General features: G+C 71.9%; 13 protein-coding genes. 6 read left to right on the forward strand and 7 right to left on the reverse strand.

The annotated features are described in order from the left end of the window. Positions 1 to 50 precede the first annotated feature (50 nt). From ACFWVC_RS16835 to ACFWVC_RS16850, 4 genes are read right to left on the reverse strand one after another with little or no spacing between them, the layout of a single operon-like run. Complete coding sequence (locus ACFWVC_RS16835) at positions 51 to 653, reverse strand: ATP/GTP-binding protein (protein ID WP_384285494.1); 603 nt, start codon at positions 651 to 653, stop codon at positions 51 to 53. After that, entirely contained in the window at positions 640 to 1,077 is a 438-nt protein-coding gene (locus tag ACFWVC_RS16840; RefSeq protein WP_384285496.1) for a DUF742 domain-containing protein, read from the reverse strand. Before ACFWVC_RS16840 ends, ACFWVC_RS16835 begins: the two co-directional genes overlap by 14 nt. 37 nt (positions 1,078 to 1,114) lie before the next feature. After that, positions 1,115 to 1,576, reverse strand: coding sequence for a roadblock/LC7 domain-containing protein (locus tag ACFWVC_RS16845; RefSeq protein ID WP_319662430.1), 462 nt, complete (start codon positions 1,574 to 1,576; stop codon positions 1,115 to 1,117). Then, positions 1,573 to 4,125, reverse strand: coding sequence for an ATP-binding protein (locus ACFWVC_RS16850; protein ID WP_384285498.1), 2,553 nt, complete (start codon positions 4,123 to 4,125; stop codon positions 1,573 to 1,575). The genes ACFWVC_RS16845 and ACFWVC_RS16850 overlap by 4 nt, the downstream gene beginning before the upstream one ends. Positions 4,126 to 4,442: 317 nt before the next feature. Between ACFWVC_RS16850 and ACFWVC_RS16855 the strand changes: the two genes are divergently transcribed. Then, positions 4,443 to 5,405, forward strand: coding sequence for an ABC transporter substrate-binding protein (locus tag ACFWVC_RS16855; RefSeq protein WP_384285500.1), 963 nt, complete (start codon positions 4,443 to 4,445; stop codon positions 5,403 to 5,405). Between the two features lie 10 nt (positions 5,406 to 5,415). Then, positions 5,416 to 7,053: an aromatic amino acid ammonia-lyase gene (locus tag ACFWVC_RS16860; RefSeq protein WP_384285502.1), complete on the forward strand. Its 1,638-nt coding sequence runs from the start codon at positions 5,416 to 5,418 to the stop codon at positions 7,051 to 7,053. Positions 7,054 to 7,074: 21 nt separating this feature from the next. Here ACFWVC_RS16860 and ACFWVC_RS16865 read toward each other — a convergent pair whose 3' ends face one another. Together ACFWVC_RS16865 and ACFWVC_RS16870 are read right to left on the reverse strand one after the other, a co-directional pair. Next, positions 7,075 to 7,746 carry an FMN-dependent NADH-azoreductase gene (locus tag ACFWVC_RS16865; protein ID WP_384285505.1) on the reverse strand — a complete coding sequence of 224 codons (672 nt, stop codon included), beginning with the start codon at positions 7,744 to 7,746 and terminating at the stop codon, positions 7,075 to 7,077. Between the two features lie 78 nt (positions 7,747 to 7,824). Further along, complete coding sequence (locus ACFWVC_RS16870; RefSeq protein WP_384285506.1) at positions 7,825 to 8,547, reverse strand: DsbA family protein; 723 nt, start codon at positions 8,545 to 8,547, stop codon at positions 7,825 to 7,827. Positions 8,548 to 8,660: 113 nt separating this feature from the next. On the opposite strand from ACFWVC_RS16870, the gene ACFWVC_RS16875 reads away from it, so the two are divergent. Together ACFWVC_RS16875 and ACFWVC_RS16880 are read left to right on the forward strand one after the other, a co-directional pair. After that, positions 8,661 to 9,092: a winged helix-turn-helix transcriptional regulator gene (locus ACFWVC_RS16875; RefSeq protein WP_384285508.1), complete on the forward strand. Its 432-nt coding sequence runs from the start codon at positions 8,661 to 8,663 to the stop codon at positions 9,090 to 9,092. 290 nt (positions 9,093 to 9,382) lie between these two features. Continuing rightward, positions 9,383 to 10,132: a hypothetical protein gene (locus ACFWVC_RS16880; protein ID WP_384285510.1), complete on the forward strand. Its 750-nt coding sequence runs from the start codon at positions 9,383 to 9,385 to the stop codon at positions 10,130 to 10,132. A 10-nt stretch (positions 10,133 to 10,142) separates the two neighbouring features. Here the strand turns inward: ACFWVC_RS16880 and ACFWVC_RS16885 are convergent, their stop codons facing one another. After that, positions 10,143 to 10,616, reverse strand: a complete 474-nt coding sequence (locus ACFWVC_RS16885; protein ID WP_384285512.1) for a MarR family winged helix-turn-helix transcriptional regulator — start codon at positions 10,614 to 10,616, stop codon at positions 10,143 to 10,145. Positions 10,617 to 10,722: 106 nt separating this feature from the next. Between ACFWVC_RS16885 and ACFWVC_RS16890 the strand changes: the two genes are divergently transcribed. After that, positions 10,723 to 11,772, forward strand: coding sequence for an LLM class flavin-dependent oxidoreductase (locus ACFWVC_RS16890; protein WP_384285515.1), 1,050 nt, complete (start codon positions 10,723 to 10,725; stop codon positions 11,770 to 11,772). Next, positions 11,765 to 12,796, forward strand: a complete 1,032-nt coding sequence (locus ACFWVC_RS16895) for an LLM class flavin-dependent oxidoreductase (protein ID WP_384285517.1) — start codon at positions 11,765 to 11,767, stop codon at positions 12,794 to 12,796. Before ACFWVC_RS16890 ends, ACFWVC_RS16895 begins: the two co-directional genes overlap by 8 nt. Positions 12,797 to 12,818: the final 22 nt, after the last annotated feature.

A 12,818-nucleotide genomic window follows, 5' to 3' on the forward strand; every position in this document is an offset into this window, starting at 1 on the left:
ATTCTCCATCGCTCCGGGCCCGCCCGTCCGTTCTCACTGCATGCCCCGGCTCAGCCCCCGGTGCGCTCCAGCGCCAGTTCCAGCACCACGAGCAGGGCGTCCCGCACCGAGCCGCGCTCGCGGGCGTCGAACACCACCACCGGCACGTGCTCGGCCACGTCCAGCGCCCACCGCACCTCGTCCAGGGAGTGCTCGACGCGCCCGTCGAAGGCGTTGAGCGCGACGGCGAACGGGATCCGCCGGTGCTCGAAGTAGTCGACGGCCGCGTAGCAGTCGTCCAGGCGCCGGCTGTCGACGATGACGAGGCCGCCGACCGCGCCCTCCACGATGTCGTCCCACATGAAGCCGAACCGCTCCTGGCCGGGCGTCCCGAACAGGTACAGCTTCAAGGTGGGGTCGATGGTGAGGCAGCCGAAGTCCATCGCCACCGTGGTCGTGGTCTTGCGCGGGGTCTGGCTGAGGTCGTCCACGCCGGCCGCCACCTCGGTGATGGCGGCCTCGGTGGTCAGCGGCTCGATCTCGGAGATGGAGCCGACGGCCGTGGTCTTGCCCACGCCGAAGCCGCCCGCGATCACCATCTTGACCGGCAGCGGCGGTCGTACGACGGCCTGTGCGGCCGTGCCGCCGCCGAGGAGCTGTTCAGTCGGTGTCACGGAGTACCCCCCGGGAGTCGGGGACGGCCCGGAGGCCATCGATAACCCTTCGCAGGACGGATGCGTCATGGGTGGCACCGGTGTCGGGCACATGGACCGTGAGCTGTCCCGCGGCGCGCAGGTCCTCGGCGAGGACCCGCACCACGTTCAGATGCAGCCGCAGCCGGGCCGCGATTTCCGCGATGGACTGCGGGCGCCGGCAGGCGGCGACGATGTCGTGCTCTTCGAAGGCGAGCTTGTCGAGCGTCTTGAGCCCGGCGGCGGTGGCCACCACCTGGGTCTCCACCGGAACCGGCCGGCCGGAGGCGGGTGCCACCCGGCCGGCCGTGAGGAGGAACGGGCGCACGGCCGAGGCGGGCCCGACCCGATCGGGGCCCGGGGGCGTCACGCCGTCCTCACCGGCCGGTGTGCGGCCGTCCGCCATAAGTCGTGTCTTCCTCTCCGGACCGGGCGGTCGCCGGTCAGCGCGCCGACGCGGCGCCGACGGTGTTCTTCAGTTCGAGCACCAGCTGCGGGCTGAGCGCGGTACCGGCCCGGTTGGCGAAGAGCGTCATCTCGTAGGCGATGTTGCCGAGCTTGGCCTCCTTGTCGGTGACGACGCCGAGCACGGCGCCGCTGCCGATCGCGGAGACGATGACGTGGCCGCCCTCCAGGTCGATGATGACCTTGTTCAGGCCGCCGAGGCCGTAGTTGCCCGAGGCGCCCGCGGCCAGGCTGGTGATGCCGGAGACGATGGCGGCCAGCCGCTCGGAGTGGGCGCGCTCGCGCAGCTCCGACACGGCGATGAGCAGCCCGTCGGAGGAGACGGCGATGGCGTCGACGACGCCCGCGGTCTCGGTGGCGAAACGGTTCAGCAGCCAGTTGAAGTCGGCTGCGGCGGCCTGCAGGTCGGTCGTCGGAGTGTCACCTGTCGGCGTGCTCACTGCTCGGCTCCTTCTGGGAGGTGGTTCGGGTCGTGCGTGCGGGGGGTGGTCGCGGTTCCGGAGTCCGCACCGGGGACGGTGCGGTCGTCTCCTGTGGAGTGGGTGCCGGTGCCGGTGCCGGAGTCGCTGTCGCGGTGGGCGCGCTCGACGGCGGCCTCGAACTCCTCCAGGGCGGACCGTACGGCCTCGGCGTCCTCGGGTTGCGCGGGGTGCGCGGCCTGCTGCGCGGCCGCACCGGTCGTCGTCCTCAACGTGGCGCCGCGGACCCGTCGGCGCAGGGAGGGCTGGCCCGCGGAGTCGTCGGCCGGTGCCTCCGTCCGGGGCCCGGGCACGAACGGGCGCTGTTCGGCGGCTCCGGCCGCCTCCCGCCGGGGCACGCGCCGCGGGAGCGGCACCCCCTCCCCGTCGGCGGTCGCAGGGGTGCCCTCGCCCGGGGCCGGCCGGGCGGCCGCGTGGGGACCGGTGGACGGGACGAGGTCCGCGCCCGGGTCCGCGGCGGCCTGGGCGCTCCGCGCGGTCGGCGAGGAGTCCGGCGCGCCTGACTGCAGGCTCGGCGGCGTGCTGCCGGAGCCCACCGCACTCATGCTCAGCAGCAGGGTCGCGGGGATCGCGACCTCGGCGGTCACGCCGCCGCCCGGGGTACGGGACAGGGTCACCCCGACATCCCAGCGGCGCGCCAGGGTGCCGACCACGAACAGGCCCAGCACCTTCGTCGGGACGAGGTCCAGGCGCTCGCGGCGGATCAGCCGGGCGTTCTCCTCCTCGAGCCGCTCGGCGCTCATGCCGAGGCCGTGGTCGGCCACGGCGATGAGGGCGTCGCCGTCGCCGGAGCGCACGGTCACCTCGACGGGGCTGCCCGCCGGGGAGAACGAGACGGCGTTCTCGACGAGTTCCGCCACCATCAGCGTGAGGTCGCCGATGATGTCCGGCTCGACCATGGCCTCGGTCTCGGCGTACAGCCGCACCCGCTGGTAGCCCTCGATCTGGCCGAGCGCGGCCCGCACCACGTTGGTGAGCGCGGTGGGACCCGAGTCCAGGACGGTCTCCCGGATGCCCGCAAGCAGCATCAGGCTGTCGGCGTTGCGGCGCAGGCGGACGGCGATGTGGTCGATGGAGTACAGGCGCTCCAGCAGCGCGGGGTCGGTCTCGCCCCGTTCGACCGCGTCGATCAGCGCGAGCTGACGAGTCGTCAGGTTGCTCACCCGGCGTCCCACGTTGCCGAACATCTCGGCGACGTTGCGGCGGCTGAGCACCTGGCGCTCCAGGAGCGCGGCGGCGGTCGTCTGCACCTGGTTGAACGCCTGGGCGAGTTCGCCGATCTCGTCCCGGGCCGTGACGGGCACATCGCGCACGCGCGGCGGGCCGGCGTCCTCGGTGTCGTCGTCGGCCACCCGGGCCAGCTCGCGGCTGGTGGCGGCCGAGACCTCCTGCGCGGCCGCGGTGAGCGCCTGCACCGGGCGGACCACCGACCGGCGGACGACGACCGACAGGGCGAGCCACACGAGGAAGCCGAACAGTGCCACGGCCAGCAGCAGGGCGGCCCGCCACCAGGCGTCGGTGGAGGCGTTGTCGGCGCGGTCGGCGATCTGGTCGATGAGCGAGGAGGTGATCTTCAGCCGGTTCGCCGCCTGCTCGGGGTAGGCCGGGTAGTCGGCCAGCGCGGCCTTGAACGCCCGGTGGACCTCGGCCGGGGTGTCCGCCTGCAGGGAACTCGGGTCGATCTGCAGCTCGGCGTACGCCTGCGCGATCCGGCCCTGGGTGTCGCTGTGCTCGATGCCGGAGAGCTCGTCGGCCTGCTGCTCGGTGGCGAACCGGGCGAAGCGGTCGGCCTGGTAGGTGTACAGCTGGTAGGAGCCGACCGCGGCATTGAACTCGATGAGGGCGTTGGCGTCACCGGTCGTCGCCGAGAACACGCTCGTCTCGAAGGAGCTGTGCGCGGCGTCCGCCCGCAGCAGGGAGTCCAGCAGATTGCCGGTGAAGGTCGCCGCCAGCGCCGCGTTGCGGTCCAGGCCGAGGCCGTCGATCAGCCCCTTGGCCACGCCCGTGTAGGCGGGGTCGATGTTGTCGGCCGGCAGATAGCTCTGCTCCACCGTCTCGCGCAGGCTGGTCAGGCCCTCGATCTCCTTCAGGGACTGCGCCTCGGTCTCCGGCAGCCGGTCCCCGAAGGCCCTGCGCACCTTGGCCACCTGGGCGTCGACCGACCGCTGCGCCTCGCGGTACGCGTCGGTCGAGGGGCGTGCGCCACGGCCCGCGGCCTCGAACCGCACCGAGAGCAGGATGGCCTGCTGGTGCTCGGCCTCCACCCGGTCGGCCAGGGCCGCCACCTGGGTGCTGTCGCGGACCAGTTGGGCCGCGGACGCCGCGTCCCGGGCCCGCCCCACCTGGTCGGCGATGAGGTACGTGAGCAGTACGGCCACCACGGCCAGCGGGACGCCCACCAGGACGTTGAGCTTGCGCCGGAAGGGCCAGCGGTCGGCGAACCCCAAGGGCCCGGCACCCGGCGGCGGAGCAGCCGGGCGGGTGGGCACGTCCACCTGGACCGTGGACACCTGGCCTCCATTCATGGGGGTGTGGTCGATGATGCGCAACGACATCGAAGCGGCCCCCGCACACTGCTGTGACCGATGCAACTGCGGTGAATCTATCGCGCCTTCGAAGCTGCGTTCGCCACGCCTCATGTCAAGAATCTGTTACAAGCCGACCGTTCACTCTTCACATTTGGGCACCAACGAGGCCAATCGGTGACCAGACTGCTATTGACTGACCGGGAACCGGCTGGATTGGATCAGCATCGTGCGTGTCCCCGCAGCCCGCACGCCCTGCCTCGACCCAGCCCCCACCAATCTCCGAGCCCGGAACGAGAATTGTGACTTCTTACGCGAAGAGCCCCTGGTCAAGCACGAGAAACCGCGGCGTGGCCGCCGTCGCGCTCGCCGCCTCCGCGGCACTCGTCACCGGGTGTTCGTCGTCCTCCGACGACAAGTCCGACAACCCGCTCTCGGAAGGCAAGGCCAGCGGCAACACCGTCGTCGTCGGCTCCAACAACTTCGCCGAGAGCATCCTGCTGGCCGACATCTACGGCGAGGCCCTCAAGGCCAAGGGCGTCAAGGTCACCTACAAGCCCAACATCGGCAGCCGCGAGACCACCTACGGCCTGCTGAAGAACGGCTCCATCACCGTCCTGCCCGAGTACAACGGCGCTCTGCTCGCCTACCTCGACAAGGACGCCACGCCGAAGACGGTCGAGGAGACCACGGCCGCCATCGGCGCCAAGCTCGACCCCAAGCTGACGCTGCTGGACCCCGCGCCGGCGCAGGACAAGGACTCGGTCACCGTGAACGCGGCGACGGCGGCGAAGTACAAGCTCACCGGCGCGTCCTCGATCGCGGACCTGAAGGACATCGCCAAGGACCTGGCCATCGGGGCCTCGCCCGAGTTCCAGACCCGGCAGCAGGGCCTGGTGGGTCTGAAGGACGTGTACGGGCTGGAGTTCAAGTCCTTCAAGGCGCTGGACGCGGGCGGCCCGCTGACCGCGGCGGCGCTGACGAAGAACACCGTGCAGGTGGCGGACATCTTCACCACGGACCCGACCATCGCCAAGGAGAAGTTCGTGGTCCTGCAGGACCCGAAGAACCTCTTCGGGTTCGAGAACGTGCAGCCGCTGGTCTACAAGTCCGGGCTGGACCAGAAGGGCATCGACGCCCTCAACGCGGTCTCCGCCAAGCTGGACACCGAGGCCCTGCTCGACCTGGACACCCAGGTGCAGTCGCAGAGCAAGGACCCGCTGGACGTCGCCCAGGCCTGGCTGAAGTCCGTCGGCCTCAGCTGACCCATCGCACATGGACACGACCCTGAACGGCTCGACGCGGGTGCCCCCGGACCCCGAGGACACCGGCGTCGAGCTGGACGGGCGTGGCCTCACCGTGCCGGACGTGGTGCGGATCGCCGACGCGACGGCCGCGCCGGCCGTGTCGCCGGACGCCCTCGACCGGGCGCGGCGCTCCTGGCGGGCGGCCGGCCGGCTCGCCGCCGCGGGACGCCTCTACGGCCGCGGGACCGGCGTCGGCGCGCACCGATCGGTGCCGGTCGCCGCGCAGGACGAGGCCGAGCACGGTCTGCGTCTCCTGCGCAGCCACGCCGGCGGCGCCGGGGCACCGCTGCCGGCACGCCAGGTCCGGGCGATGCTCGCGATCCGCGCCAACCAGTTGCTCGCGGGCGGATCCGGCATCCAGCCCGCCTTCATCACCGCCCTCGCCGACGCACTGCGCCTGGGTGTCCACCCGGCGGTCAGCGAGTACGGCGGCCTCGGCACCGGCGACCTCACGGCCCTCGCCCAGACGGGCCTCACCCTGATCGGCGAACGCCCCTGGCTGACCGCCGGCCCGGACGCGCCCGGCGCGCGGACCGGCGACGACGACCAGGCGGCGCCGAGTTCCCTCCCCGGCGTTCTGCCGCCCGGGTTCCCCGTGCAGCGGCGCGGTGGGACCGCGCGGACGGAACCGGGAGACGGTGGTCCCGCCGAACCGGCCGCGGAGCTGCCCGCGCCCGTGGTGCCGCAACCCGGCGACGCGCTCGCGCTGCTCAGCAGCAACGCGCTCACCCTGGGCCAGGCCGCGGTCGCCTGCCACCACCTCGACGTGGTGCTCCGCGCCACGCACGCCGTGGCCGCGCTGTCGCTCGCGGCGGTCTCCGGCTCGCTGGAGGCGTACGCCCCCGAGGTGCACGCGCTGCGCCCCTACCCCGGAGTCGCCCGCGCCGCGGCCGAGGTGCTGCGGCTGCTCGGCGTGCCCGGCCGGCCGCACGGCGCCGCCCGCCGGATCCAGGACCCGTTCGGTTTCCGGGCCTTCCCGCAGGCGCACGGCCCCGCCCTCGACTCCGCGGGCGCCCTGCGCCGGATCGTGGAGGCCGAGATCAACTGCCCGTCGGAGAACCCGCTGATCTCCTCCGACGGCTCCACGGCCCATCACCACGGGTCCTTCTACGCGGCCCCGCTCGGTCTCGCCCTGGACGGGCTGAACCTGGCCGTCCTGCAGACGGCCCAGCTGTCCGCCGCCCGGCTGACCGCCCTCGGCCGCCCGGACCTCACCGGCCTGCCCGGGTTCCTGGCCACGGGCCCGGCGGGCAGTTCGGGCACGATGATCCTGGAGTACACCGCCAACTCGGCCCTGGCGGAACTGCGCTCCTGCGCCGCGCCCGCTTCGGCCGGCCACGCCGTGCTCTCCCACGGACTGGAGGAGGCCGCGAGCTTCGCCTCCCAGGCGGCCCGGCAGTCGCTGCGCGCCGTCGACGCGTACACCACCGTGCTGGCCTGCGAACTCGTCGCCGCGGTGCGGGCGCTGCGGCTGCATCCGGCGGCGCCGGCCATCGCGGCGTTCACCGTGGCCGCCTCCGTACTCCCGGACGGGACCGAGGACCGCCCGCTGACGGCGGACGTGACGGCGGCGGCCGACCTGCTGCCCGTGCTCGCGGCTCTCTGAGAGCCGCCGCCCCGGTCGCCGTCAGGTCCTCGGGAGCCCGGACCGGCCGGTGGTGACCATGGCTTCGGTGATCTCCGCGGCCTGACGGCGTGCCAGCGCGTGCGCCTCCTCCAGTGAGGCACGGTGCTGCGGAAGCAGATGCCTGAGCGGCTCCACGACGGGGGCGTAGGTCAGTTCGGGCGTGATGGGGCGGACGTCCAGGGCCAGCAGATTCGCGTCCCCGAGGATGGTCCGCAACGCCGGTACGAGGAAGTCCTTGCCGTGCTGGGGTGCGCCGGGGCCGTAGCCGCCGCCACGGGCGGAGACGACGACGGCGGGGCGGCCGGCGCTGCGGGCGGGGCCGGCCATGCCGATCGTCCTGCCGACGATCATGATGTGGTCCAGCCACGCCTTGAAGACCGACGGCAGGGAGTAGTTGTAGAGCGGTACGGCGAAGAGATAGGCCTCCGCGCCGAGGAATTCCTCCACCAGCTCGTCCTGGAGGAGTGCGGCGGCCTTCTGCTCAGGGGTGTGCCGGTCGGCGGGAGTCGTGCGGGCCGTGATGCCGGCCGCGTCCAGGTGGCCGACGGGGTCGAGTGCGAGGTCGCGGCGGATGACGTCACCGCCCCAGGCGGCGGTGAAGGAGTCGGCGACCTGACGGGAGACGGAGGCGTCGCCGGAGGCGGAGGCGTCGATGCGCAGCAGATAGGACATGGTGGTGGCTCTTTCGTGTGGGTGTGTGGTGGTCCGCCCGGTGGAGGCCGGCGTGCGGACGCGGGTGGAGCCGTGACCTCAGGACGCGGCGGGTGGGGGGACGACGCAGCCGTCCGGGCGGCACGCCCCGTCGGCTCCGCCCAGGATCCGCAGCGAACGCGGCGCAGGGTGGGCTGCATCCCATGCCTGAGCCATGGCCGCAAGCAGCACGTCGGTACCGACGGCGCCGGGGATGGCGTACGTGCCGTCGAGGGTCGTGAACGGCACTCCGCGGGCACCCAGGCGCTCGGCTTCGCGCTGGTCGGCGGCCACCTGAGCCCGGTAACGCCGGTCGCTCAGCGCCCGGTCGGCCTCGTCGCGGTCCAGGCCGGCCTCGGCGGCGAAGCCGAGCACCTGGTCCTTGGTCCACAGGTCGCGCCGCGCCCCGAAGTGGGCGCGGAACATCGCCGTCCACACCTCATCGCCGCGGCCCTTGTCGGTGGCGAGGGCGAGAAGTTCGTGTGCGTAGTCGGTCGGGCCGAGCCTTCGGTCCAGCGCGTGATAGGGCTCCAGCCCCTCGGCGTGTGCGGCACCCTCGATCGACGCGAAGAGCCGCTCTCCGTCCCGTGCCGGGATGCCGTGGATCTCCAGCAGCCGCCGCTGGGTGACGCCCTCCGGCAGCAGGTCGGGGTGGATCCGGAACGAGCGGTGGACGACCTCCACCTCGTCGGCGTGCTCGAAACGCTCCAGCGCCAGCCGCAACCGGTGGTCCATCAGCCCGCAGTACGGGCAGATGACGTCCGACCAGAACTCGATCTTCATGGTGGGCTCCTCCCGAAACTCACTATCTGTTCGTAGCCCCACTGTGGATTAGGATGACAAGCGATACAAAAGGCACATCCATGTGCGTGGATCACGGGAGAGAGGCGGCGGACATGAGCGCCGGCAGCGAGCTCCGACGGGGACGCACGAACGTCCGGGCGAACGTGCGGCGCGCCCCGGGCCCGTGCGCGCACTGGGGGGACAAGGACGCCGACTTCATTCGCGAGGTGCTCGACCTGGTCGGCGACAAGTGGAGCGTGCTGATCATCGGAACCCTCTCGGACGGACCCGTGCGGTACTCCGACCTCGCACACGCCATCCCCGGCATCTCCCAGCGGATGCTCACCCTCACCCTCAAGCAGCTCCAGCGCAGCGGACTCGTCGACCGCACGGCGTACGCCGAAGTCCCTCCCCGCGTCGAGTACTCCCTGACCGGGCTCGGGACCTCGCTGCTGTCCACCGTGCTGGAGCTGGCGGCCTGGTCCGCCGACAAGCACACGGAGATCCGGCACCACCAGAACGGCTACGACGAGCGAAACGCGTAGGCACCGCCCCAGCCCCGTCGAGACCTTCTCCGGTCCTCGTCCACAAGGACCGCGTCCGAGGTTTCGTCTTCGACGTGGCCACCGGCAAGCTCAACGAGGTCATCTGACGCCCCAAAGCCCGGACAACCGGTTCCTCCCGTCCGGCTGCTGCCATCCCTTTGGGACACACGCGTCAATCCAAACCGCAATATCACACAATCCACGCGCATCCCTGCTGACTCGACCGGGCATATCTACAGATATTCGCCAGATTCGGCACCCTGGCGACTGTCACCGGGAGGAGTGGGCGTGTGGGCATGGTTCACCTGGTCCTGGCCTTCCTGGCCCTTCTCCTCGCGGGTGTGGCGTGGCGGCTCCACCGCTATCCCGGCGGCTGGGGATTCGCTTTCTCCGGCAGCCACGACAAGGACCGGGACCGCCTGGACCGCGAGCGCCGGGCCGTTCGGGAACTGCAGAGCAAGGCCCGGCGGGAACTGGCGGCGGCGCAGGGCCAGGTGGCCCGGGCCGATCACGCGTACCGGAGCCGGATCAGCCACGCCGAGCGGCGGCTGCGGCAGTTGCGCCGACGGGGCAACGGTGCCTTGATCGCGACACTGGGTCACTTGTCCCTGCACGAACACGTGATGGTGATATCCGGGCCGGCGACGAAGGTGCTGCCGCTGGGCGGCGTGCAGGTGCAGTTCGAGCACAGCGCGATGGGCAACCACATCTACCTCAGGCGCCCGGACGGCGTGCACTGGGAGTCCTATGCGATCGGCGAGCACGGCGAGGACGGTGTGCGCCGCTTCAGTGTCCGCATCGAGAACCAGGTCGCCAAGGAGAACCGGCTTCTCGCGGAACTCGCCGAGTCGGCGAAAAAGGCCAAGGAGGAGCTCAAGGAAGCGCGGGCCGACACCCGTCCCGCGGAGCTCGCCCGCCGGCGTCTGGGCGCGGTGACCGCTCGTCAGAGCCGCGACAGGGCACTCGACGAAGCGCTCGCCGCACTCGACACCGCCCGGGACCGGTGGCAGGCGCTCACCGGCCGGCGACCTCCGCGATAGACCCGCGGGCTCAAGATGCGCCGGAGGCGTTCAGCCGGGCGCGCAGAGCCTCGGCGATCTCGCCCGCGGCAGCCAGCTGCCCGGCCGCGAGGGGATCGACGAAGAGTTCCCGGACGGCCCTCAGATGCGGGAGCGTGGCCCGGCGGAAGCCCTGGGCACCCTCGGCGGTGAGCACCACCTCGGCGCCCCGGCTGTCGGTGGCGCACTCCACGCGCCGGATCAGCCCACGGCGCTCCATGCGTCCCAGATGGTGCGACAGGCGGCTGCGTTCCCATCCGACGGCCGCCGCGAGTTCGGAGGAGCGCAGCCGGTGCCCCTCCGCCTCCTGCAGCGCGAGGAGTACGGCGTAGTCCCCGGGGGACAGCCCGGAATCGCCCTGCAGGCGTGACGCCAGCTCCGAGCGGAGCCGCTCCGTCGTCTCGACGAAGTCACGCCAGATCCGCAGTTCCTCAGCGGTGGGCAGAGCCCCGTGTCGCCGTCCCATGGCCGCTCCCTCTGTTTGACATGTCAATCATATCGATGCATGCTTGACGCGTCAATGACTTGGCCGCCGGACGTACCGCAGCTCCGGGGGCGGGGAGGAGAGGACCATGACGGCCACTGCCTTCGAACTGGGTCTGAACTCGTTCGGAGAGGTCGCGACCGACGGGGATCGCGTGCTCAGCGACGCCGAGACCGTCCGGCTGCTCGTCGAGGAGGCCGCGCTGGCCGAGGCGGCGGGGCTCGACGTCTTCAGCGTCGGCGAGCACTACCGGCCAGGACACGTCGACACCGCCTCCCCCGTGCTGCTCTCCGCGATGGCCACCGCCACCGAACGCATCCGGCTCGGCACCTCGGTCACCGTGCTCAGCACCAACGACCCGGTGCGGCTCTACCACGCGTTCTCCACCGTGGACGCCGTGTCGGGAGGCCGGGCCCAACTGGTCCTGGGGCGGGCCTCGGTCACCGAGTCCTTCGCCCTGTTCGGCCACGACGTCGCCGAATACGACCGGCTCTTCGACGAGAAGCTCGACCTGTTCATGCGCTTGCAGCGGGAGGAGACGGTGACGTGGTCCGGCACCGTCCGGACACCGCTGACCGACCAGCTGCTGCGCCCCCGGATGCGGCCCGGCGGCATCCCCACCTGGATCGGCGTGGGCGGCAGCCCCAACTCCACGATCCGCGCCGCCCGGTACGGCCTGCCGCTGATGCTGGCCATCATCGGGGGCCGCCCGCAGCGCTTCGCCGGCCACGTGGACCTGTACCAGCGGGCACTGAAGGAGTCCGGCCATCCCGCCCTGCCCGTCGGCCAGCACTCCCTGGGCCTCGTCGCGGACACCGACGAGGAGGCCGCCGACATCTGGTGGCGTTACTGGGAACCGGTCGTCGCCGCGATCTCGGAGGAGCGCGGCTTCTACAAGCCCACCCGCGAGCGCTACGAGGCCGAGATCCGCGACGGCGCGCTGTTCGTCGGCTCCCCCGAGACCGTGGCCCACAAGATCGCCCGCACGGCCCGTGACCTCCACCTGAGCCGCTTCGACCTCAAGTACGACATCCTCCACCTGCCCCGCCAGGCCCGCGCCCGCACCATCGAACTCCTGGGCCGCGAAGTGGCCCCGCTGGTACGCGAACTGCTCACGAAGGAACCCGCTGATGTCTGATCTCGTTTTCGGCCTCGACACGTTCGGCGACGTACCCGAGGACGACTCCGGCGCTCCCGTCTCCTATGCCGCCGCGATCCGGCAGGTCCTCGACGAGGCCGTCCTGGCCGACCAGACCGGCGTCGACGTCATCGCGCTCGGCGAGCACCACCGCCCCGAGTACTCCGTCTCGACCCCGGAGACCGTGCTCGCCGGCATCGCCACGCGCACCGAGCGGATCCGGCTCGCCTCCGGCGTGACCGTCCTCAGCTCCGACGACCCCGTCCGGGTCTTCCAGCGCTTCGCGACGGTGGACGCGCTCTCCGACGGCCGGGCCGAAGTGATCCTCGGCCGCGGCTCCTTCACCGAGTCCTTCCCCCTCTTCGGATACGACCTCAGCGACTACGACGTGCTGTTCGAGGAGAAGATCGAGCTCTTCGCGAAGCTCCTGGAGGAGAAGCCCGTCACCTGGAGCGGCACCGTGCGGGCGCCGCTGAAGGACGCGGACGTCTTCCCCAAGACCGAGTCCGGGCGGCTGAGCACCTGGGTCGGCGTCGGCGGCTCGCCCCAGTCGGTCGTCCGCACCGCGCGCTACGGCCTCCCGCTCATGATCGCCATCATCGGCGGCACGCCCACGCGTTTCGCGCCCTACATCGACCTCTACCGGCGCGCGACGGAGCAGTTCGGCACGACCGCGCACCCCGTGGGCATGCACTCCCCCGGTTTCATCGCCGACACCGACGAGGAGGCCCGCGAGGTGTTCTGGCCCGGCTACCGGACGATCCGGGACCGCATCGGCGCACTGCGCGGCTGGCCCCCGATCCGCCGCGAGGAGTTCGAGGCCGAGATCGAGCACGGCTCCCTCTACATCGGGTCGCCCGAGACGGTCGCCCGCAAGATCGCCCGCGCCGTCGGCGACCTGGGCGTCGGCCGGTTCGACCTCATCTACACCGGGGGCGCCCAGCCGGCCGGCGCCCGCCTGCGGGCCGTGGAACTGTACGGCACCAAGGTGATCCCCATGGTCCGCGACATACTCGCCGGCTGACGACGCGAACAGAAACGGAGAC

Source organism: Streptomyces sp. NPDC058691 (assembly GCF_042714775.1).
GTDB lineage: Bacteria > Actinomycetota > Actinomycetes > Streptomycetales > Streptomycetaceae > Actinacidiphila.

Excerpts from the sequence above, each read along its gene's own strand:
- ACFWVC_RS16840 (WP_384285496.1), bottom strand. The coding sequence starts at position 1,077 with ATGGCGGACGGCCGCACACCGGCCGGTGAGGACGGCGTGACGCCCCCG.
- ACFWVC_RS16860 (WP_384285502.1), top strand. The coding sequence starts at position 5,416 with ATGGACACGACCCTGAACGGCTCGACGCGGGTGCCCCCGGACCCCGAG.
- ACFWVC_RS16865 (WP_384285505.1), bottom strand. The coding sequence starts at position 7,746 with ATGTCCTATCTGCTGCGCATCGACGCCTCCGCCTCCGGCGACGCCTCC.
- ACFWVC_RS16870 (WP_384285506.1), bottom strand. The coding sequence starts at position 8,547 with ATGAAGATCGAGTTCTGGTCGGACGTCATCTGCCCGTACTGCGGGCTG.
- ACFWVC_RS16875 (WP_384285508.1), top strand. The coding sequence starts at position 8,661 with ATGAGCGCCGGCAGCGAGCTCCGACGGGGACGCACGAACGTCCGGGCG.
- ACFWVC_RS16885 (WP_384285512.1), bottom strand. The coding sequence starts at position 10,616 with ATGGGACGGCGACACGGGGCTCTGCCCACCGCTGAGGAACTGCGGATC.
- ACFWVC_RS16890 (WP_384285515.1), top strand. The coding sequence starts at position 10,723 with ATGACGGCCACTGCCTTCGAACTGGGTCTGAACTCGTTCGGAGAGGTC.
- ACFWVC_RS16895 (WP_384285517.1), top strand. The coding sequence starts at position 11,765 with ATGTCTGATCTCGTTTTCGGCCTCGACACGTTCGGCGACGTACCCGAG.